This window comes from Streptomyces bobili (genome assembly GCF_002154575.1).
Classification (GTDB): domain Bacteria; phylum Actinomycetota; class Actinomycetes; order Streptomycetales; family Streptomycetaceae; genus Streptomyces; species Streptomyces bobili.
Genome location: NZ_MUBA01000106.1, coordinates 1 through 21,271, shown reverse-complemented (window position 1 = coordinate 21,271; position 21,271 = coordinate 1). Strand labels below are relative to the sequence as shown.

17 protein-coding genes are annotated in these 21,271 nt (G+C 69.1%); 12 read left to right on the top strand and 5 right to left on the bottom strand.

The features are described 5' to 3' along the window. The first annotated feature begins 27 nt into the window (after positions 1-27). The 8 genes from BZL64_RS09585 to BZL64_RS09550 all read left to right on the top strand — a co-directional run bounded on the left by BZL64_RS09585 (position 28) and on the right by BZL64_RS09550 (position 10,794). Positions 28-954: a carbohydrate ABC transporter permease gene (locus tag BZL64_RS09585; protein WP_086768053.1), complete on the top strand. Its 927-nt coding sequence runs from the start codon at positions 28-30 to the stop codon at positions 952-954. 2 nt (positions 955-956) lie between these two features. Continuing rightward, the gene (locus BZL64_RS09580; RefSeq protein WP_086768052.1) at positions 957-1,874 is read left to right on the top strand and encodes a carbohydrate ABC transporter permease; all 918 of its coding nucleotides are present in this window, start codon (positions 957-959) and stop codon (positions 1,872-1,874) included. 223 nt (positions 1,875-2,097) lie between these two features. After that, positions 2,098-3,297 carry an ROK family transcriptional regulator gene (locus BZL64_RS09575; protein ID WP_086768050.1) on the top strand — a complete coding sequence of 400 codons (1,200 nt, stop codon included), beginning with the start codon at positions 2,098-2,100 and terminating at the stop codon, positions 3,295-3,297. A gap of 134 nt (positions 3,298-3,431) precedes the next feature. Next, a complete protein-coding gene (locus BZL64_RS09570) occupies positions 3,432-4,511 on the top strand; it encodes a sugar ABC transporter substrate-binding protein (protein ID WP_086768049.1) in 1,080 nt (359 codons plus the stop codon). 276 nt (positions 4,512-4,787) lie between these two features. After that, the gene (locus BZL64_RS09565) at positions 4,788-5,579 is read left to right on the top strand and encodes an ATP-binding cassette domain-containing protein (protein ID WP_073493304.1); all 792 of its coding nucleotides are present in this window, start codon (positions 4,788-4,790) and stop codon (positions 5,577-5,579) included. Continuing rightward, positions 5,576-6,922 (top strand): sugar ABC transporter permease, encoded by a 1,347-nt coding sequence (locus BZL64_RS09560; RefSeq protein ID WP_086768047.1) that lies wholly within the window; start codon positions 5,576-5,578, stop codon positions 6,920-6,922. The genes BZL64_RS09565 and BZL64_RS09560 overlap by 4 nt, the downstream gene beginning before the upstream one ends. A gap of 261 nt (positions 6,923-7,183) precedes the next feature. Further along, positions 7,184-9,103 (top strand): 1-deoxy-D-xylulose-5-phosphate synthase, encoded by a 1,920-nt coding sequence (gene dxs, locus BZL64_RS09555; protein ID WP_086768045.1) that lies wholly within the window; start codon positions 7,184-7,186, stop codon positions 9,101-9,103. A gap of 167 nt (positions 9,104-9,270) precedes the next feature. Beyond that, on the top strand, positions 9,271-10,794 hold the full coding sequence (locus tag BZL64_RS09550; protein ID WP_086768043.1) for an amino acid permease: 1,524 nt from the start codon (positions 9,271-9,273) through the stop codon (positions 10,792-10,794). 111 nt (positions 10,795-10,905) lie between these two features. Here the strand turns inward: BZL64_RS09550 and BZL64_RS09545 are convergent, their stop codons facing one another. After that, a complete protein-coding gene (locus BZL64_RS09545) occupies positions 10,906-11,280 on the bottom strand; it encodes a PIN domain-containing protein (protein WP_086768042.1) in 375 nt (124 codons plus the stop codon). A gap of 83 nt (positions 11,281-11,363) precedes the next feature. On the opposite strand from BZL64_RS09545, the gene BZL64_RS09540 reads away from it, so the two are divergent. Continuing rightward, a complete protein-coding gene (locus tag BZL64_RS09540; RefSeq protein ID WP_086768040.1) occupies positions 11,364-12,380 on the top strand; it encodes a PLL family lectin in 1,017 nt (338 codons plus the stop codon). A gap of 98 nt (positions 12,381-12,478) precedes the next feature. Here the strand turns inward: BZL64_RS09540 and BZL64_RS09535 are convergent, their stop codons facing one another. Further along, positions 12,479-14,608, bottom strand: a complete 2,130-nt coding sequence (locus BZL64_RS09535; RefSeq protein ID WP_086768038.1) for a 3-hydroxyacyl-CoA dehydrogenase NAD-binding domain-containing protein — start codon at positions 14,606-14,608, stop codon at positions 12,479-12,481. Beyond that, positions 14,605-15,822: a thiolase family protein gene (locus BZL64_RS09530; RefSeq protein WP_086768036.1), complete on the bottom strand. Its 1,218-nt coding sequence runs from the start codon at positions 15,820-15,822 to the stop codon at positions 14,605-14,607. The genes BZL64_RS09535 and BZL64_RS09530 overlap by 4 nt, the downstream gene beginning before the upstream one ends. A 413-nt stretch (positions 15,823-16,235) precedes the next feature. On the opposite strand from BZL64_RS09530, the gene BZL64_RS09525 reads away from it, so the two are divergent. From BZL64_RS09525 to BZL64_RS09515, 3 genes are read left to right on the top strand one after another with little or no spacing between them, the layout of a single operon-like run. Beyond that, positions 16,236-17,552, top strand: coding sequence for an ABC transporter substrate-binding protein (locus BZL64_RS09525; protein WP_086768034.1), 1,317 nt, complete (start codon positions 16,236-16,238; stop codon positions 17,550-17,552). Next, on the top strand, positions 17,549-18,499 hold the full coding sequence (locus BZL64_RS09520) for a carbohydrate ABC transporter permease (RefSeq protein WP_107430252.1): 951 nt from the start codon (positions 17,549-17,551) through the stop codon (positions 18,497-18,499). The genes BZL64_RS09525 and BZL64_RS09520 overlap by 4 nt, the downstream gene beginning before the upstream one ends. Beyond that, positions 18,496-19,326 carry a carbohydrate ABC transporter permease gene (locus BZL64_RS09515; protein WP_086768032.1) on the top strand — a complete coding sequence of 277 codons (831 nt, stop codon included), beginning with the start codon at positions 18,496-18,498 and terminating at the stop codon, positions 19,324-19,326. The genes BZL64_RS09520 and BZL64_RS09515 overlap by 4 nt, the downstream gene beginning before the upstream one ends. Before the next feature lie 89 nt (positions 19,327-19,415). Here the strand turns inward: BZL64_RS09515 and BZL64_RS09510 are convergent, their stop codons facing one another. Together BZL64_RS09510 and BZL64_RS09505 are read right to left on the bottom strand one after the other, a co-directional pair. Continuing rightward, positions 19,416-20,789 carry a ribonuclease D gene (locus BZL64_RS09510; protein ID WP_086768031.1) on the bottom strand — a complete coding sequence of 458 codons (1,374 nt, stop codon included), beginning with the start codon at positions 20,787-20,789 and terminating at the stop codon, positions 19,416-19,418. 252 nt (positions 20,790-21,041) lie between these two features. After that, positions 21,042-21,271, bottom strand: a 230-nt coding sequence (locus BZL64_RS09505; protein WP_143663065.1) for a response regulator transcription factor, incomplete at its 5' end; no start/stop codon positions are given.

The following is a 21,271-nucleotide window of genomic DNA, read 5'->3' as shown; positions in this document are numbered from 1 at the left end:
CGGCATTATCACGACACCGGAGTGGCGATGCAGCACGGCAAGTACCGGTTCATCGTGGGGTTCCTGGCGCTGCCCCTGGGACTGTACGCGCTCTTCGTGGTGTGGCCGTTCATCCAGTCCATCTACTACTCGTTCACGGACTGGACCGGTCTGAGCCCCGAATTCAAGATGGTCGGCCTGGACAATTACCGGAGGATGCTGGACGACGAGATCTTCTGGAAGTCCTTGCAGCACAGCTTGATGTTCGCGGTCGTGCTGCCCCTGGTGACGATCGGTCTGGCACTGTTCTTCGCCTTCATGATCAATGTCGGCGGACGGAAGAGAAGGGGCGGCCCGGTCATCTCCGGCGTCAGGGGCTCGTCCTTCTACAAGATCGTGTATTTCTTTCCGCAGGTGCTCTCGATCGCCATCGTGGCGTTGTTGTTCGCCTTCGCCTACAACCCCGACAGCGGCGCCATCAACTCGTTCCTGCGGGGGATCGGCCTGGACGGCGTGCAGCCGCTGTGGCTGGGCGATCCGGATCTGGCGCTGTGGTGCGTCATGGCGGTGCTCGTCTGGTCCACGGTCGGCTTCTTCGTGGTGCTGTTCTCCGCGGGCATGGCGTCGATCCCGGCGGACCTCTACGAGGCGGCACTGCTCGACGGCGCCGGCCGCGCCACCACGTTCTTCCGCATCACCCTGCCGCTGCTGTGGGACACCGTGCAGTCCGGCTGGGTCTACATGGGCATCCTCGCGCTCGGCGCCGAGTCGTTCGCCGTGGTCCAGATCATGACGACCGGGCCCGGCGGCCCCGACTACTCGACCACCGTCATGGTCCTCTACGTCTACCAGAAGGCGTTCCGCGACGGTCAGGCCGCCTACGCCACCACCATCGGAGTCGCCCTGCTCGTCGTGACGCTGGCCTTCGCCGCGCTGGTGATGCGGCTGGGCCGGCGCGAGCGGCTGGAGTACTGATCATGAGCATCGAGAAGACCACAGAGCCCCCGGCGCCCGTTCCCGTCACCAAGACGGACGTTCCGCGAAGCGGCGGACCGCCCCGGCCGAAGAAGGAGGGGCAGGTCCTCAACGCCTTCTCGCACGGCATCCTCGTCCTGTGGGCCGTGATGGTCGTCCTGCCGCTGCTGTGGGCGGTGATGACCTCCTTCAAGGACGACGGCGCCATCTTCGGCTCCCCCTGGTCGCTGCCGGACAAGCTGCACTTCGACAACTGGTCGCGGGCCTGGACCGAGGCCAACATGAGCGACTACTTCCTCAACACCGTGCTGGTGGTGGGGGGTTCGCTCATCGGCACCCTGGTGCTCGGCTCGATGGCGGCGTACGTGCTGGCCCGGTTCGACTTTCCCGGAAACCGCTTCATCTACTACCTGTTCGTCGGCGGCATGAGCTTCCCGATCATGCTCGCGCTGGTCCCGCTGTTCTACGTGGTGAACAACATGGGCCTGCTGAACACGATTCACGGCCTGATCCTGGTCTACATCGCGTACTCGCTGCCGTTCACCGTCTTCTTCCTGACGGCGTTCTTCCGCACGCTGCCCTCGTCGGTGGCGGAGGCGGCGTTCGTCGACGGCGCCTCGCACAGCCGTACGTTCTTCCAGATCATGGTGCCGATGGCCAAACCCGGCCTGATCAGCGTGGGGATCTTCAACTTCCTGGGCCAGTGGAACCAGTACATGCTCCCCACCGTTCTCAACACCGACCCCGACAAGCGCGTCCTCACCCAGGGGCTGGTCCAGCTGGCCGTCAGCCAGGGCTACAAGGGTGACTGGTCGGGACTTTTCGCGGGCCTGGTGATGGCGATGCTGCCGGTGCTCGCGGCGTACATCGTCTTCCAGCGGCAGGTGGTGCAGGGACTGACCGCGGGGGCGCTGAAGTAGCTCCCGCCTTGATTCCTTGATCCCTTGGACGCCTGCGTAGCGCTCCGCAGCCACCCGTACGCGTGCCGTTCCCGACTCCGGGAACGGCACCGCTCGGTGTGTGCTCGAACGCGATTAGTGTTCAACCTCTTGACGGGAGGCAACCCGAACAGCTCAGCTTAGAGTTCACTAGTTGGACATAGACGGGGCCTCATCGAAGCGGTCCCGCGCGCAGGAGGTCGTCGTGGAGACTCCAGGGTCGCAGTCGTCGCTGCACCGAGCCAACCTGGAGCGGGTCGTACGTGCCGTGCGTCTGGCCGGGTCCCTGACGCAGGCGGAGATCGCCCGGTCGACCGGCTTGTCCGCGGCGACCGTATCCAACATCGTGCGCGAGCTGAAGGACGCCGGGACCGTCGAGGTCACCCCCACGTCGGCGGGCGGCCGCAGGGCCCGCAGCGTCAGCCTGAGCGGGGACGCCGGCATCGTCATCGGGGTGGATTTCGGCCATACGCACCTACGGGTCGCCGTAGGCAATCTCGCCCATCAGGTGCTGGCCGAGGAGTCCGAGCCGCTGGATGTGGACGCCTCCTCGACACAGGGCTTCGACCGGGCGGAACAGCTGGTCAGCCGCCTGATCGAGGCCACCGGGGTGGACCGTTCGAAGATCGCCGGAGTGGGCCTCGGCGTCCCCGGCCCGATCGACGTCGTGTCCGGCACGCTCGGCTCGTCGGCGATCCTGCCCGGCTGGATCGGCACCAAGCCCGCCGAGGAGCTGCGGGAGCGGCTCGGCGTGACGGTCCATGTGGACAACGACGCCAATCTCGGTGCCCTCGGCGAGATGGTCTGGGGCAGCGGCAGAGGCGTTCGTGATCTTGCTTACATCAAGGTCGCGAGCGGTGTCGGCGCCGGTCTGGTGATCGAGGGGAAGATCTACCGGGGTCCCGGCGGCACCGCCGGAGAAATCGGACATATTACACTCGATGAGTCCGGCCCCGTCTGCCGCTGCGGAAACCGGGGCTGCCTGGAGACCTTCGCGGCCGCGCGCTATGTGCTCCCGCTCCTCCAGTCCAGCCACGGCACGGACCTGACGATGGAGGGAGTCGTGCGGCTGGCCAGGGACGGAGACCCGGGCTGCCGTCGCGTGATCGCCGACGTCGGCCGACACATCGGCAGTGGAGTTGCCAATCTCTGCAATCTGCTGAACCCGAGCCGGGTGGTCCTGGGCGGTGATCTCGCCGAGGCCGGTGAGCTGGTGCTCGGGCCTATCAGGGAGTCCGTCGGCCGCTATGCGATCCCGAGTGCGGCGCGTCAACTCACCATTCTCCCAGGGGCACTTGGCGGCCGGGCCGAGGTGCTCGGAGCACTCGCCCTCGCGCTCAGCGAGATGGGTGATTCGACCCTTTTGGACGGCACCCTCTCCGCCGCCACGCCTGCCTTCACTTAGAGAACGCATGACGCCGTTGCCATCTCGTTAAGTATTTACTTCTTGACGTCGAACTTGCGGCCGAGTTGACTTCGAGCCACCTCGGCCGCAGCGTTGCGGCCCTGTCAGGGAGGCACAACCCAATGAACGCAACGATGCGTAGAGTCGTCATCGGCGCCACCGCCGTGTCCATGGCCCTGTCGATTGCCGCGTGTGGCAAGGCGGGCGACGACGACTCGGACAGCAGCAGCTCCGACAGCAAGTCCATCGGCCTGCTGCTCCCCGACAGCGTCACCGCGCGCTACGAGAAGTTCGACAAGCCGCTCTTCGAGGCCAAGGTCAAGGAGCTGTGCTCCGACTGCGACGTGCAGTACGCGAACGCCGCCGCCGACCCGGCCAAGCAGGCCCAGCAGATGAGCAGCATGGTCACCAAGGGCGTCAAGGTGATCGTCGTCTCCGCCCAGGACTCCGCCGCCATCAAGTCCTCCATCCAGTCCGCGGTGGACAAGGGCGTCAAGGTCGTCGCCTACGACCGCCTCGCGCAGGGCCCCGTCTCCGCGTACGTCTCCTTCGACAACGTCAAGGTCGGCGAGCTCCAGGGCCAGGCCCTCCTCGACGCCCTCGGCGCCAAGGCCACCCCCTCGGCGAACGTCGTCATGATCAACGGTGACGACGCCGACCCGAACGCCGGCCAGTTCAAGGAGGGTGCGCACAACGCCCTCGACGGCAAGGTCAAGATCGCCTACGAGCAGTCCGGCCTGTGGAAGGACACCGTCGCCGCGCAGAAGATGTCCGCCGCGATCACCCAGCTGGGCGCGAAGAACATCGCGGGCGTCTACGCCGCCAACGACGGCATGGCCGGTGGCATCGCCAACACCCTCAAGGGTGCGAAGATCAGCGGCATCCCGCTGACCGGCCAGGACGCGGAACTGGCGGGCATCCAGCGCATCGTCGCCGGCACCCAGTCCTCCACCGTCTACAAGGCCTTCAAGCCGGAGGCCGACGCCGCCGCCCAGCTCGCGGTCAACCTGCTGGAGGGCAAGGACATCAAGTCCCTCGCCACCACGACCCTGACCAGCGGCTCCGGCGACAAGGTCCCCTCCCAGCTGCTGACCCCGGTGTCGGTCACCAAGGCCAACATCAAGGACACGGTGATCGCGGACAAGCTGTACACGGTCGAGGAGATCTGCACCGCCGAGTTCGCCGCCGCCTGCAAGGCCGCCGGCCTCCAGTAGCCGCCCCGCGCCCCGCGCGCACCCCGCCCGGGTTCCCGGACCGGGACGCGGGCCACCGGCCGCCCAGCGGCCACGTGAGACCCCTCCGACGCCCGCCCCACCTTCACACCCCGCTGCCGGGGCGGGCGTCGGACGGAACCGTTGCCAAGTGCGACGGACTCGCGCATGTTCATCTTGTAAACCTCGTGCGTCAACGCCCCGTACCGTCGGCGTTGCGCACACCCTTCCGCGCCTGTCCCACGGCGCGGCATCCCCGCCGGTCAGGCGGCGAAGGAGATGGTTCACGTGTCCGCTACGCCCGTGCTGGCGTTGCGCGGAGTCTCCAAGCGATTCGGTGCGGTGCAGGCACTCACCGACGTCGAGCTGGAGGTCCACGCCGGAGAAGTGGTCGCCCTGGTGGGCGACAACGGCGCAGGAAAGTCCACCCTGGTCAAGACGATCGCGGGTGTCCACCCCATCGATGACGGCGTCATCGAGTGGGAGGGCAAGCCGGTCAGCATCAACAGGCCCCACGACGCCCAGGGCCTCGGCGTCGCGACGGTCTACCAGGACCTCGCCCTCTGCGACAACCTCGACGTGGTCGGCAACCTCTACCTCGGCCGCGAGCTGCTGCGCCGAGGCGTCATCGACGAGGTGACGATGGAGAAGAACGCCCGCGAGCTGCTGTCCACCCTCTCCATCCGCATCCCGAGCGTGCGCATCCCGATCGCGAGCCTCTCCGGCGGTCAGCGCCAGGTCGTCGCCATCGCCCGCGCGCTGATCGGCGACCCCAAGGTCGTCATTCTCGACGAGCCCACCGCCGCGCTCGGCGTCGAGCAGACCGCGCAGGTCCTCGACCTCGTCGAGCGACTGCGCGAGCGCAACCTCGGCGTCATCCTCATCAGCCACAACATGGCCGACGTCAAGGCGGTCGCGGACACCGTCGCCGTCCTGCGCCTCGGCAAGAACAACGGCTCCTTCCCCGTGAAGGACACCAGCCACGAAGAGATCATCGCCGCGATCACGGGTGCCACGGAGAACGCCGTGACCCGCCGTGCGGGGCGTCGCACCGCGGAGGCGGCAAAGTGAGCGACACGTCCAAGACCGTGAAGAGCGACACCACCAAGGCCGAGAAGACCGAGGGAGTGGTGGAGGCGCAGAACACCGTCGCCCCCGCCGACGACCCCACGGCCGCCCCGGTCAGCGTCGTCGACCCCCGCCTGCTGGTCCGCGAAGAGGGCTTCAAGGGCTACATCACCGAGTTCAAGCGCAAGGTCAAGGGCGGCGAGCTGGGCTCGCTGCCGGTGGTCATCGGCCTGATCGTCATCTGGACGATCTTCCAGCTCAAGAACGACCTCTTCCTGAGCGCCGACAACCTCTCGAACATCAGCTACTTCCTCTCGGCCACCGGCATGCTCGCCATCGGCCTGGTGTTCGTCCTGCTGCTCGGCGAGATCGACCTGTCCGTCGGCTCCGTCAGCGGTCTGGCGTCCGCGGTGTTCGCCGTGTTCGTGGTGGACCACTCCATGAACCCGTGGCTGGCGCTGGTGCTGACCATCGTCACCGGCACCGCCATCGGTGCCCTGCACGGATGGTTCTTCGCGAAGATCGGCGTACCGGCCTTCGTGGTGACCCTGGCCGGCCTCCTCGCCTGGAACGGTCTGATGCTGTGGCTGCTCGGCTCCAGCGGCACGATCAACCTGCCGTCGGACTCCGGGCCCATCAAGCTGTTCGGCCAGAACTCGTTCTTCATGGACCAGGCCATCATCGGTGCGTACCTCCTGGCCGGTATCGCCGTCGTCCTGTCCTTCATCGGCAACTTCGGTGAGCAGCGTCGCCGCCGGGCGGCGGGCGTGCCGTTCCGCACGAACGGCGAGATCCTGCTGCGCGTGGGCCTGCTCGCGCTCGCGGCCTTCGTGTCCGCCTACGTGCTGAACAACGCCTCCGGTGTCTCCAACGCGCTGGTGATCTTCCTGACGGCCCTGGTGATCGTGGACTTCGTGCTCCGGCGCACCACGTACGGCCGCAAGGTGTTCGCGGTCGGCGGCGGCATCGAGGCCGCCCGTCGTGCCGGCATCAACGTTCCGATGGTCCGGATCACCGTGTTCGCCATCTCCGGTGGCTTCGCGGCGGTCGGTGGCATGTTCTTCGCGGGTCAGACCGCGGGCGCGTCGCTGAGCGCCGGCGCCGGTGACACCCTGATGCTCGCCATCGCGGCGGCCGTCATCGGTGGCACCAGCCTCTTCGGCGGCCGTGGCACCGTCTGGTCCGCCCTGCTGGGCATGCTGGTCATCCAGTCCATCCGGACCGGCCTCGACCTCCTGAACATGAACACCTCGATCCAGTACATGATCACCGGCGGTGTTCTGCTCGGCGCGGTCGTCATCGACTCCGTCTCCCGCAGGAGCCAGATGGCCGCCGGCCGCGGCTGACGGCTCACGGACGCGTCGCAGGGCGCGCCCACCGCAGGACCCCACTGTGCCCGGCACTGTGACAGTGCCGGGCACAGCCATGTCGAACAGCCATGTCGAACAGTCACGCCCCTCGGACAGCCATGTCATGGAAGGCCCCCGTCCTGGGTACGGCCGACCCGTGACGCACGACGCACGGGGCGGGCGCCGCCCGCCGGGGCGGAACATTAGACTCGACGAGCCCGGCAACAGCTCGATCAGCTCTACTGCAAGGAGGCACGGGTGCCGCTGCTGACCCGCATCAGGGGACCGCGCGATCTGGACCGGCTCAGCCTGGAGGAGCTGGACCAGCTGGCAGGGGAGATCCGGAACTTCCTCGTCGACGCCGTGTCCAAGACCGGCGGCCACCTCGGCCCCAACCTCGGTGTGGTCGAGCTCACCATCGCCCTGCACCGGGTCTTCGAGTCCCCGAAGGACAAGGTGCTCTGGGACACCGGCCACCAGTCCTACGTGCACAAACTCCTCACCGGCCGGCAGGACTTCTCCCGGCTGAAGATGAAGGACGGCCTGTCCGGCTACCCCTCGCAGGCCGAGTCCGAGCACGACGTCATCGAGAACAGCCACGCCTCCACGGTGCTCGGCTGGGCCGACGGCATCGCCAAGGGCAACGAGATCCTCAAACGCGACAGCCATGTCGTGGCCGTCATCGGCGACGGTGCCCTGACCGGCGGCATGGCCTGGGAGGCGCTGAACAACATCGCCGAGGCCAAGGACCGCCCCCTCGTCATCGTCGTCAACGACAACGAGCGTTCCTACGCCCCCACCATCGGCGGCCTCGCCAACCACCTGGCGACCCTGCGCACGACCGACGGCTACGAGCGTTTCCTCGCCCGCACCAAGGACATCCTCGACCGCACCCCGGTCGTCGGAAAGCCCCTGTTCGACACCCTGCACGGCGCCAAGAAGGGCCTCAAGGACTTCATCGCCCCGCAGGGCATGTTCGAGGACCTCGGCCTGAAGTACGTCGGCCCGATCGACGGCCACGACCTCGAAGCCCTGGAATCGGCGCTGGCCCGCGCCAAGCGCTTCGGCGGCCCCGTCATCGTGCACTGCCTCACCGAGAAGGGCCGTGGCTACCAGCCCGCCCTCCAGGACGAGGCCGACCGCTTCCACGCCGTCGGCAAGATCCACCCCGACACGGGCCTGCCGATCGCCAGCAGCGGCGCCGACTGGACCTCCGTCTTCGGCGAGGAGATGGTGAAGCTCGGCACCGAGCGCGAGGACGTCGTCGCCATCACCGCGGCCATGCTCCAGCCCGTCGGCCTCGACAAGTTCGCCAAGGCCTTCCCCGACCGCGTCTACGACGTCGGCATCGCCGAACAGCACGGCGCGGTCTCCGCGGCGGGCCTCGCCCACGCCGGCGTGCACCCCGTCTTCGCCGTGTACGCCACCTTCCTCAACCGCGCCTTCGACCAGGTCCTCATGGACGTCGCCCTGCACAAGTGCGGCGTCACCTTCGTGCTCGACCGGGCCGGCGTCACCGGCACCGACGGCGCCTCCCACAACGGCATGTGGGACATGTCGATCCTCCAGGTCGTACCCGGCCTCAGACTCGCCGCGCCACGCGACGCCGATCAGGTGCGCGCCCAGCTGCGAGAGGCCGTGCAGGTCGACGACGCGCCGACCGTGGTGCGCTTCTCCAAGGGCGCCGTCGGCCCCGCCGTACCGGCCGTGGGACGCGTCGGCGGCATGGACGTGCTGCGCGAGCCGGGCACCGACCGGCCCGACGTGCTGCTCGTCTCCGTGGGCGCCCTCGCCCCGATGTGCCTGGAGATCGCCGGCCTCCTCGACCGGCAGGGCATCTCCACCACCGTCGTCGACCCGCGCTGGGTCAAGCCCGTCGACGAGGCCATGGCACCGCTCGCCGAACGCCACCGCGTCGTCGTCACCGTCGAGGACAACTCCCGCGTCGGCGGCGTGGGCTCCACCATCGCCCAGGCCCTGCGCGACGCCGGAGTCGACGTACCGCTGCGCGACTTCGGCATCCCGCCCCGCTTCCTCGACCACGCCACCCGCGCCGAGGTCATGGCCGAGATCGGCCTGACCGCCCCCGACATCGCCCGCCAGGTCACGGGCCTCGTCTCCAGGCTCGACGGGCGATACGACAGCGCCGCCGCCGAAGCCGAACCCGCACGCGACTGACGGCGCGCACCCGACAGAACCCGCGCCGACACGCCCGTACCGGGCCGGTTCCACCGCTGACAGAGTGGTGGAACCGGCCCATTTGCGTGAATGAGCCCGTGCCGGGGCATACGCACTACGCCCCCTCTCGATCATGTCGGGGACGACACAGCGTGGGAGGTAAACCCGTGAGCAACGCCCTCTTCCGGACGAAGAAGGTCGAGCAGTCCATCCTCGACACCGAGGAACCCGAGCACGCGCTCAAGAAATCCTTGTCCGCCCTGGACCTGACCGTGTTCGGCGTCGGCGTCATCATCGGCACCGGCATCTTCGTCCTCACCGGCACGGTCGCCAGGAACAACGCCGGCCCCGCGGTCGCCCTGGCCTTCGTCGCGGCCGGCGTCGTCTGCGCCCTCGCCGCGCTCTGCTACGCCGAGTTCGCCTCCACCGTCCCGGTGGCCGGCTCCGCGTACACCTTCTCCTACGCCTCCCTCGGCGAACTGCCCGCCTGGACCATCGGCTGGGACCTCGTCCTGGAGTTCGCGCTGGGCACGGCGGTGGTCGCCGTCGGCTGGTCCGGGTACGTCGCCTCACTGCTGGACAACGCCGGCTGGCACCTCCCCGAGGCGCTCAGCGGCCGGGACGGCGCCGACGGCTTCGGCTTCGACATCCTCGCCGCCGCCCTCGTCCTCGTCCTCACCGCCATCCTCGTGCTGGGCACCAAGCTGTCCGCCCGGGTCACCTCGGTCGTCGTCGCCATCAAGGTGACCGTCGTCCTGGTCGTGATCATCGCCGGCCTCTTCTTCATCAACGGCGACAACTACGACCCGTTCATCCCCAAGGCCCAGGACGTGCCGGCGGGCGACAGCCTCCAGTCCCCGCTCATCCAGCTGATGTTCGGCTGGGCACCGTCCAACTTCGGCGTCATGGGCATCTTCACCGCCGCGTCCGTGGTCTTCTTCGCGTTCATCGGCTTCGACGTCGTCGCCACGGCCGCCGAGGAGACGAAGAACCCGCAGCGCGACATGCCGCGCGGCATCCTCGGCTCCCTGATGATCTGCACCGCCCTCTACGTGGCGGTGTCGATCGTCGTGACCGGCATGCAGCACTACACCGAACTGTCCATCACCGCACCCCTCGCCGACGCCTTCAAAGCCACCGGACACCCGTGGTTCGCGGGCTTCATCAGCTTCGGCGCCGCCGTCGGCCTCACCACCGTCTGCATGATCCTGCTGCTCGGCCAGACCCGCGTGTTCTTCGCGATGAGCCGCGACGGACTGCTGCCGAGGTTCTTCTCCCACGTCCACCCGCGGTTCAAGACCCCGCACCGGCCGACCATCCTGCTCGGCGTCCTCATCGCGGTCCTCGCCGGCTTCACACCCCTGAGCGAACTCGCCGAACTGGTGAACATCGGCACCCTCTTCGCCTTCGTGGTCGTCGCGATCGGTGTGATCGTCCTGCGCAAGAGCCGCCCCGACCTGCACCGTGCCTTCCGCACCCCGTGGGTGCCGGTGTTGCCGATCGTGTCGGTGCTGGCCTCACTGTGGCTGATGCTCAACCTGCCCGCCGAGACGTGGCTGCGCTTCGCGATCTGGATGGCGGTCGGTTTCGCCGTCTACTTCCTGTACGGCCGCTCCCACAGCCGTCTCGGCCGCGGCCAGGAGACGGCCGTCGGCCAGGTGATCAAGCCCGACTCCGGCGAAGGCCGCTGAACGATCCCCGCTCCACGGCCCCGCGCGCCCCGCTTCCGCCGGGGGTGCGGGGCCGAGCCGTGTGCGGCTCGGGGCGGGTGTCGCTCCACAACCGTCCCGGTCGGCGCTCGTCTACGGCCGGACGGTCCGCGGCCCCGTCACCTCGGCACCCAGGGCGGTCACCCGGCGGCGCAGCTCGCGATCGGCCGTGACGACGAGGCGGGAGCGGTCACCCGACCGGGCCACCAGGTCCACGATGTGGTCGTCACCGCTGCCGGGCGCCGACTCCACCCGTACGCCGGGAACCGGTTCCACACCGCGTGCCGCGCCCTCGACGACCAGGACGACCTCCACGGCCCCCGAGCGCCCCGGCAGCCCGTCGGAGGCCAGCCGGTCCCGCAGCCGCTCCGCGGCCCCCCGCCGGTCGCGCCACCATCCGTCGGGCACCGACCCCACCACGTTGGCGGCGTCGACGATCACGAGCAGCGGGCTGTCGGTGTCGTCCATGACGCCCAGGGTGCCACGCGGACAGGCCCGGACGACCCGCCCCGCGCGAGGGCGTCCCGAGGGGGCCGTCATACAGTGATCGGGTGAACGGCGAATGGCTCGTACGCGGCCGCGACGGGCGGCTCTGTGTCTACCTGACGTCGGACGACGCCGTCCTGTGCCGCGCGGAACACACCCCGGGCGGCGCCTGGGACCCGCCTCGCGAGGTGGGCGGCGATCAGAAGGTGCATCCGGTCCTGGCGGTCGGCCGGGGCGCCGACACCTACGCCCATCTGGTGTCCTGGCGGCCCACCGTGCCGGGCCAGGCGGTCCTGGTGCACTCCACCCACTTCCGGCCCCTGCTCGCCGCCCTCGACTGGGCCCCGGCCGGCCACCCGGACACCAAGGGCGACCGCACCGGCGTCCCCGCCGTCGCCGTGGACGCCCAGGGGCGGGCACACGTCTTCGTGGCCCGCGCCGGCACCGGACTCGCCATGGTGGCGCAGAAGGAGAAGGGCGGCTGGGACCCGTGGCGCGACCTCGGAGGCCCCGACGTCCAGGGAACGCCGGTCGCGGTCGCGGGGGAGTCCGGCCGCGTCGAGGCGTACGCGGCCGTCCCCGGCGGACTCCAGCACTGGCGGCAGGACCGGCCGGGCACCCCGCCCGTCCTCGGGGAGGTACTGGAGACACCGGTCCGCGCCGGCACCCTGCGCGCCCTGGCCACCTCGCCGGAGCACACCACGCTCTACTACACCGACGACTCGGGCGACCTGTGCGCCTGGCGTCCCGGCGGCAAGCCCGTCGCCCTGCTCGCCGCGGCCGGCCCCGGCCCGGTGGCGGCCGTCCGCTGCGAACTCGACGGCCACGACTGCACGTTGCTCGCCCAGCGCTCCTCGAGCGGCCGGGTCGCCTTCGCGGCGTACCCCACCGAGGAGGAGGGGGCGGGTGCCTGGTGGACCGAGTCCGGACCCCAACTGCCCGCCGACGCCGAGGTGTCGCTCGCCCGGGACCACGAGGACCGGGTGGTCGCGGTGAGCCTGTCCGCGTCGTCCGGCCGGCTCCTCGTCACCCGCCGCAAGGACGAACCGGGTCTGGCGCTCACGGCGTGGCGGGAGGTCTGACCGGCCGGGGCCACGCCGCGACCGACGACGAGAAGAGGGCCCGCGCCGACCGGCGGAGGCCCTCTCCCCACGCGCGCGTGTGCGCGTACGTGTCCGTGCTACGCCGGGATCGACGCCACGCCCGGAGCCAGGAACTTCTTGCCGTTCACCCGCTCCGACACACCCTCACGGTCCAGGTACGGCGTGATGCCGCCCAGGTGGAAGGGCCAGCCGGCACCGGTGATCAGGCACAGGTCGATGTCCTGCGCCTCGGCTACGACGCCCTCGTCGAGCATGAGCCCGATCTCCTGCGCCACCGCGTCCAGGACACGCGCGCGCACCTGCTCCTCGGTGAGGACGGTGTCGCCCTGCTTCAGCAGCGCGGCGACCTCCGGGTCCAGCTCGGGCTTGCCGCTGTCGTAGACGTAGAAGCCGCGCTTGCCGGCTTCCACGACCGCCTTGAGGTTCGGCGAGACCGTGAAACGGTCCGGGAACGCCCGGTTGAGCGTCTCCGAGACGTGCAGACCGATGGCCGGGCCGACCAGCTCCAGGAGGACCAGCGGGGACATCGGCAGGCCGAGCGGTTCCACCGCCTTCTCCGCGACCTCGACCGGGGTGCCCTCGTCGATGACGTTCTGCACCTCGCCCATGAAACGGGTCAGGATGCGGTTCACGACGAACGCCGGGGCGTCCTTCACCAGGACCGCGGTCTTCTTCAGCTTCCGGGCGACGGCGAAGGCGGTGGCCAGCGACGCGTCGTCGGTCGCCTCGCCCCGCACGATCTCCAGCAGCGGCAGGATCGCGACCGGGTTGAAGAAGTGGAAGCCCACGACCCGCTCGGGGTTCTTCAGCTTCGACGCCATCTCGGTGACCGAGAGGGACGAGGTGTTGGTGGCGAGGATGGCGTGCGCCGGGGCGACCGCCTCGACCTCCGCGAACACCTGCTGCTTGACGCCGATCTCCTCGAAGACGGCTTCGATGATGAAGTCCGCGTCGGAGAAGCCCTCGGCCTTGTCCAGCACACCGCTCACCAGAGCCTTGAGGCGGTTGGCCTTGTCCTGGTTGATACGGCCCTTGCCGAGCAGCTTGTCGATCTCGGCCTGGACGTAGCCCACGCCCTTGTCGACGCGCTCCTGGTCGATGTCGGTCAGCACGACCGGCACCTCCAGGCGGCGCAGGAACAGCAGGGCGAGCTGCGAGGCCATCAGGCCCGCGCCCACGACGCCGACCTTGGTGACCGGGCGGGCCAGGTTCTTGTCCGGGGCACCGGCGGGACGCTTGCCGCGCTTCTGCACCAGGTTGAACGCGTAGATGCCGGCGCGCAGTTCGCCACCCATGATCAGGTCGGCGAGAGCCTTGTCCTCGGCGTCGTAGCCCTGCTGGAGGTCGCCGTTCTTGGCGGCGGCGATGATGTCGAGGGCGCGGTAGGCGGCCGGGGCCGCGCCGTGCACCTTGCTGTCCGCGATGAAGCGGCCCTTGGCGACGGCCTGGTCCCAGGCCTCGCCGCGGTCGATCACCGGACGGTCGACGACGATCTCGCCCCTGAGGACGGACGCCGTCCAGATCAGCGACTGCTCCAGGAAGTCCGCACCCTCGAACAGGGCGTCGGCGATGCCCAGTTCGTGTACCTGCGCGCCCTTGAGCTGCTTGTTCTGGTTGAGCGAGTTCTCGATGATCACCTGGACGGCACGCTCGGCGCCGATCAGGTTCGGCAGCAGGGTGCAGCCGCCCCAGCCGGGGACCAGCCCGAGGAAGACCTCGGGGAGCGAGAAGGCGGGCAGGGCCGCGGACACCGTGCGGTAGGTGCAGTGCAGACCGACCTCGACGCCGCCGCCCATGGCCGCGCCGTTGTAGTACGCGAAGGTCGGCACGGCCAGGCCCGAAAGGCGCTTGAAGACCTCGTGGCCGCCCTTGCCGATGGCGAGCGCGTGCTCGTGCTCCTTCAGCAGCTCGACGCCCTTGAGGTCGGCGCCGACCGCGAAGATGAACGGCTTGCCGGTGACGCCGGCACCGACGATCTCGCCGGCCGCGGCCTCCTTCTCGACCTGGTCGACGGCGGTGTTCAGGTTCGCCAGCGACTGCGGGCCGAAGGTGGTCGGCTTGGTGTGGTCCAGGCCGTTGTCGAGAGTGATCAGGGCGAAGCGCCCGGCACCCTGCGGCAGGTCGAGATGGCGTACGTGCGCCGACGTGACGACCTCGTCCGGGAACAGCTCGGCCGCACCCTTCAACAGCTCAGCGGTGGTGCTCACTTGTCCCCCTCGAAGTGCGGGTTCTCCCAGATGACCGTCGCGCCCATGCCGAAGCCGACGCACATGGTGGTCAGGCCGTAGCGGACGTGCGGCTGCTCCTCGAACTGGCGGGCCAGCTGCGTCATCAGACGGACGCCGGAGGAGGCCAGCGGGTGGCCGAAGGCGATGGCGCCGCCGTACTGGTTGACGCGCTCGTCGTCGTCGGCGATGCCGTAGTGGTCCAGGAAGGCCAGGACCTGGACGGCGAAGGCCTCGTTGATCTCGAAGAGACCGATGTCCGAGATGGACAGACCCGCCTGGGCGAGGGCCTTCTCCGTGGCCGGGATCGGGCCGTAGCCCATGACCTCCGGCTCGACGCCCGCGAAGGAGTAGGCGACCAGGCGCATCTTGACCGGCAGGCCGTTCTCGCGCGCGAAGTCCTCGGAAGCGATGAGGGAAGCGGTCGCGCCGTCGTTCAGACCGGCCGCGTTGCCGGCGGTGACCCGGCCGTGCACGCGGAACGGGGTCTTCAGCCCGGAAAGGTTCTCCAGGGTCGTGCCCGGACGCATCGGCTCGTCGGCGGTGACCAGGCCCCAGCCCGTCTCACCGGCCTCGGGGTTCGTACGCCGCACGGAGACCGGCACCAGGTCGGCCTGGATCTTGCCGTCGGCGTAGGCCTTGGCGGCCTTCTCCTGCGAGCGGACCGCGTACTCGTCGGCGCGCAGCTTGGTGATCTGCGGGTAACGGTCGTGCAGGTTCTCCGCGGTCATGCCCATGAAGAGGGCGGACTCGTCGACCAGCTTCTCGCTGACGAACCGCGGGTTCGGGTCGACGCCCTCGCCCATCGGGTGGCGGCCCATGTGCTCGACGCCGCCGGCGATGGCGATGTCGTACGCGCCGAAGGCGACGGAGCCGGCGACCGCGGTGACGGCGGTCAGGGCACCCGCGCACATGCGGTCGATGGAGTAACCGGGCACCGAGGTCGGCAGGCCGGCCAGGATGCCGGCGGTGCGGCCGAGCGTGAGGCCCTGGTCGCCGATCTGCGTGGTCGCGGCGATGGCGACCTCGTCGATCTTCTTCGGGTCGAGGCCGGGGTTGCGGCGCAGCAGCTCCCGGATCGCCTTCACGACGAGGTCGTCGGCACGGGTCTCGTGGTAGATGCCCTTCGGGCCCGCCTTGCCGAACGGGGTACGGACGCCGTCTACGAAGACGACGTCCCTGACGGTACGAGGCACGATGGCTCTCCTCCAGGTGCGGGATGGCACTGCTGCTTGCGCAAGCGCTGAGCGCGCGCTCAGAAACCATGCTACTTGTGGGTAATGTAGCTGCACAGTCCTACCCGGTGGAGCGGCGAATGTCACACGCCCGGCGGAGCCGTCACGGCCCGCGGCGTCGCTGCCGGCGTGAGCGCCCGGAGTACGCGCTCCGCGCTCCCGGTATGCGCACTCCCTAAACCGGTCGATCGGTGGGTGGGGAGACATTTCAGCATCCTTGGCCGGATGCGGACTTTACCGGTTGAGAAAGCGCTGTCAGAGTGCCGAATCAGCCAACTCGTACGGACTCCACCGACCCGTACGTCCCCGACCGGCCCGTACGCGTTCCCTCACCCCGCACGTGCTCGTCCGTCCCGTGAACGGAGTTGACGCACATGAACCGCCGTACAGTCCTCGCCCTGGTCGCCGGAGCCGCCCTGCTGCTCCCCGGCTGCACCGGTACCGGAGGAACCTCGAAGGGTGCCGACGCCAAGGCGCCCGACGACCCCTCGAAGGTGAGCGGAGACATCACCGTTCTCACCGTCCGCACCGATCTCGTGCAGGACGGCACGATGAAAAAGTACGCCGCCGAGTTCAACAAGATCTACCCGAAGGTGAAGGTCGAGTTCCAGGCGCTCACCAACTACGAGGCAGAGATCAAGATCCGGATGAACACCGAGGACTACGGCGACGTCCTCCTGATCCCGGCCGTGATCAAGAAGAACGACTACCCGAAGTTCTTCGCCTCCCTGGGCACCGAGGCCGAGCGCGCCGCCAAGTACCGCTTCACCGATTTCACCACCGTCGACGGCAAGGTCTACGGCCAGAGCCCGGTCGGCGTGATGCCCGGCTTCGTCTACAACAAGCGGGTGTGGCGGGAGGCGGGCATCACCGAATGGCCCACCACCACGGCCGGGTTCCTCGCCGGCCTGAAGGCCATCAAGCAGAAGACGGACGCGGTCCCCTACTACACCAACTTCGCCGCCCAGTGGCCCCTGACCTCGTGGACGTACGTCAACGGCTCGGTCGGCTGCGACCCGCGGGCCACCACGAAACTCGCCCAGGGCGATCCGTGGGCGCGGGGCTCCGACCTGCGCGTCGGCGACGGACTGCTTTACGACATCGTGCGCCAGGGACTGGCCGAGAAGGATCCGACCACCACCAACTGGGAGCTTTCCAAGCCGCAGTTGGCGAAGGGCGAGATCGCCACCCAGTGGCTCGGCACCTGGGCGATCATCCAGTTCCAGGATGCCGCGAAGAAGGCCGGCGTGAACCCCGAGGACATCGGTTTCATGCCGTTCCCGGCCCAGTCCGACGGAGCCTTCTGCGCCACCGTCGGCCCGGACTACAACCAGGCCGTCAACGTCCACTCCCCGCACAAGGAGGCGGCCCGCGCCTGGATCGACTGGTTCACCGACAAGTCGGGCTACGACCGGGACAACCTGGCCATCTCCCCGCTCAAGGACGCCCCGATGCCCCAGGTGCTCAAGCCCTACGACGACGCCGGCGTGAAGCTGATCGAGCTGGACGACTCGGCGGGCGCCGAGGTCAAACTGATCGACGACGAGTCCGAGGTCGGCATCTACAAGCCCGAGTACCGCCAGGACCTGGTCGACCTTGCGCGCGGCGCGAAGAAGGGCAGCCTGGACGACTTCCTCGCGGACCTCGGCAAGAAGTGGACCGCGACGCAGAAGAGCGTGACCGGCCGATGACGCACACCACCGAGAAGGTGCCCTCCGAGGCCGCGGCGCCGGCCTCGGAGGGCACCACTCCCCTGCCCGCTCCGCGCCGCACCCGGACCTGGCGAGTGCTCACCCCGTGGCTGTTCCTGCTCGCGCCCCTCGCGCTGCTGATCACCTTCACCTACGCGCCGATCGCCAACATGGTCGCGTACAGCTTCACCGACTGGGACGGCGTGAGCCCGGAGCTGCACTACACGGGCGCCGAGAACTACACGGAGATCTTCACCAGGGAGGACCTCTTCCAGGTGTTCTTCGTGAGTGGCTACTACCTGATCGCCTCGGTGATCCAGATCGTGGCCGCGCTGTACTTCGCGACGATCCTGAGTTTCCAGGTCCGTTTCCGCAACTTCTACAAAGGCGTGCTGTTCTTCCCGTCCCTGGTCAACGGCGTCGCCATCGGTTTCGTCTTCCTCTACTTCTTCCAGGACGGCGGCACCTTCGACACGGTCCTCGGCCTCTTCGGGGTCCACACCGATCACGCCTGGCTGGGGACGCCCTTCTCCGCGAACACCTCGCTCGCCGGGGTCTCGGTCTGGCGCTACCTGGGCATGAACTTCGTCCTGTTCCTCGGCGCGATCCAGTCGATCCCGGGAGAGCTGTACGAGGCGTCCGAGCTGGACGGCGCGACCCGCTGGCACCAGTTCCGGTACATCATCCTGCCCGGCATCAAACCGGTGCTGACCCTCACCGTGATCCTGTCGGTCTCGGGGTCCCTCTCGGCCTTCGAGATCCCGTACATCATGACGGGCGGGGCGACCGGCACCGAGACCTTCGTGATCCAGACCGTGAAGCTGGCCTTCCAGTTCAACAAGACGGGGCTCGCCTCGGCGGCGGCCGTCGTGCTGCTGCTGATCATCCTGCTGGTGACCTGGGTCCAGCGGCGCCTCGTCCCCGACGACAGGGTGGACCTCGTATGACGCGCCGAGCCGTTGCCCGCACCCTCGTCCATCTGTCGCTGATCCTCGCGACGGTGGTCGTCCTGCTCCCGCTCGGGGTCGTCCTGCTGACGTCCCTGAAGACCGAGAACGAGACGGCGAACGACGGCGGGGCGCTCACCCTGCCGAACAATCCGCTCAACTTCGACAACTACGTGACGGCGTTCCAGGACGGCGGGATGCTCACCGCTTTCGGCAACACCGCCTTCATCCTGCTGATCTCCGTCGGCGGCACGGTCCTCATCGGCTCGATGACGGCGTACGCCATCGACCGGTTCACGTTCCGGTTCCGGAAACTGGTCGTCGCCCTGTTCCTGGTCGCCGCACTGGTCCCCGGCGTGACCACCCAGGTGGCCACCTTCCAGATCGTCCACAGCTTCGGCCTCTTCGACACCCGCTGGGCGCCGATCGCCCTCTACATGGGCACCGACATCGTGTCGATCTACGTCTTTCTGCAGTTCGTCCGCTCGATCCCGATCTCGCTGGACGAGGCGGCCCGCCTGGACGGCGCCAACGCCTTCACCATCTACCGCAAGATCATTTTCCCGCTGCTGAAGCCGGCGATCGCGACGGTCGTGATCGTGAAGGGGATCGCCGTCTACAACGACTTCTACATCCCGTTCCTCTACATGCCCTCTCAAGATCTTGGCGTGATCTCGACGTCGCTGTTCCGCTTCAAGGGCCCCTACGCGGCCCATTGGGAGACGATCTCGGCAGGAGTGGTCCTGGTCATCCTGCCGACACTGATCGTTTTCCTGGCCCTCCAGAAATACATCTACAACGGTTTCATGCGCGGGGCGACCAGATGAGCCCCCGAGCACGGACACGACACGCGTAGCCGCTTACCGCCAGCCGCCGTACGACAGCGATGTCTACGGCGGCCGGGCGGTCCGGTCCCTTACGCCTCGGGCTGCCGTACTCCGGCTTCCTGCGCGCCGAGTCCCGGCGTACCGGCTTCCGGCGTACCGGCCGTCCGCGGCGTGCCCGTGTCCTTCGCCGACAGGGCCGCCACCAGCACGGGGGTCACCTGCTCCACCTGCCAGGGGCGTGCGCCCAGGGCCGTGAGCGCCGAGGTGATCGACTGCGTGTCGACCGGCTGGGGCGGCTCCCAGCAGACCCGCCGGACGGTGTCCGGGGCGATCAGGTTCTCCTGCGGCATGTTCACTTCCTCGGCAACCGCCGAGACGGCCGCCCTCGCGGCCGAGAGACGGGCCGCTGCCTCGGGGTCCTTGTCCGCCCAGGCGCGCGGCGGGGGAGGCCCCACGACCGACTGCCCCGGCTGAGGCAGCTGTGACTCGCTCATCGCCCTGGCCCGGTCGACGGCCGCCTGCCACTGCTCCAGCTGGCGCCGGCTCATCCTGTTGCCGAAGCCGTTCAGCGCGGCCAGCGCGTGGGCGTTGACGGGGAGGGCGAGCGCGGCCTCCACGATGGCCGCGTCGGACAGCACCTTGCCGGGCGACACGTCCCGCCGCTGGGCGATCCGGTCCCGGGTCTGCCACAGCTCCCGCACCACGCCGAGCTGACGGCGCCGCCGCACCTTGTGCATTCCGGACGTACGGCGCCAGGGGTCCTTGCGGGGCTCGGGCGGCGGCGCCGATGCGATCGCGTCGAACTCCTGCCGGGCCCACTCCAGCTTGCCCTGCCGGTCCAGGTCCTTCTCCAGGGCGTCGCGCAGGTCGACGAGGAGTTCGACGTCCAGGGCGGCGTAGCGCAGCCACGGCTCGGGGAGCGGGCGGGTGGACCAGTCGACGGCGGAGTGTCCCTTCTCCAGGACGAATCCGAGGACGCCCTCGACCATGGCGCCGAGGCCGACGCGCGGGAACCCGGCGAGCCGCCCGGCCAGCTCGGTGTCGAAGAGTCTGGTGGGCACCATGCCTATTTCCCGCAGGCAGGGCAGGTCCTGGGTGGCCGCGTGCAGGACCCACTCCACGCTGGAGAGCGCTTCGCCGAGGGCGGAGAGGTCGGGGCAGGCGACGGGGTCGATCAGTGCGGTGCCGGCGCCCTCGCGGCGCAGCTGCACCAGATAGGCGCGCTGGCCGTAGCGGTAGCCGGAGGCCCGTTCGGCGTCCACGGCGACGGGGCCGGAGCCGGCGGCGAAGGCGGCGATCATCTCGGCGAGGGCGGCGTCGTCGGCGATCACGGGGGGAACGCCCTCGCGAGGTTCGAGCAACGGTGTCGGCGCCCCGGCAGCAGTCGGTCCGTCGTCTTCCGGAGGGGCGCCTCCGGTGGTTCGCAGTGAGCTGGCTGCTGCGGTTTCTTGGGCGTCGGTCACCTGTCAAGGGTATCCGTGTGTGGGCGGCGCCCGTCGACGGAACGTTCCGTCGACGGGCGCCGCAGGGTCGCAAACCGGTCAGGTCGCTGAAGGATCAAGCAAGGGGGAACGAGGTGGGTCGGGGAGACGGAGGCGAGTCGGAGGTGATCGCGTCGGATCGAGGGTGGGGCGAGGGCGGGGCTAGGGCGGATCGGGAGTGGAGCGGGAGTGGATCGAGGAGGACGGGGACGGCGGGCCGTCGGCCCGGCGTCCTCAGTGGATGATGCCGGTGCGCAGCGCCACCGCGACCATCCCGGCGCGGTCGCCCGTGCCGAGCTTGCGGGCGATGCGGGCCAGGTGGCTCTTGACGGTCAGCGCGGACAGGCCCATCGAGACGCCGATCGCCTTGTTGGACTGGCCTTCGGCGACGAGGCGCAACACCTCCACCTCGCGGCCTGACAGCTCGCGATAGCCGCCCGGGTGGCTCGGGGCACCCGGGCGGC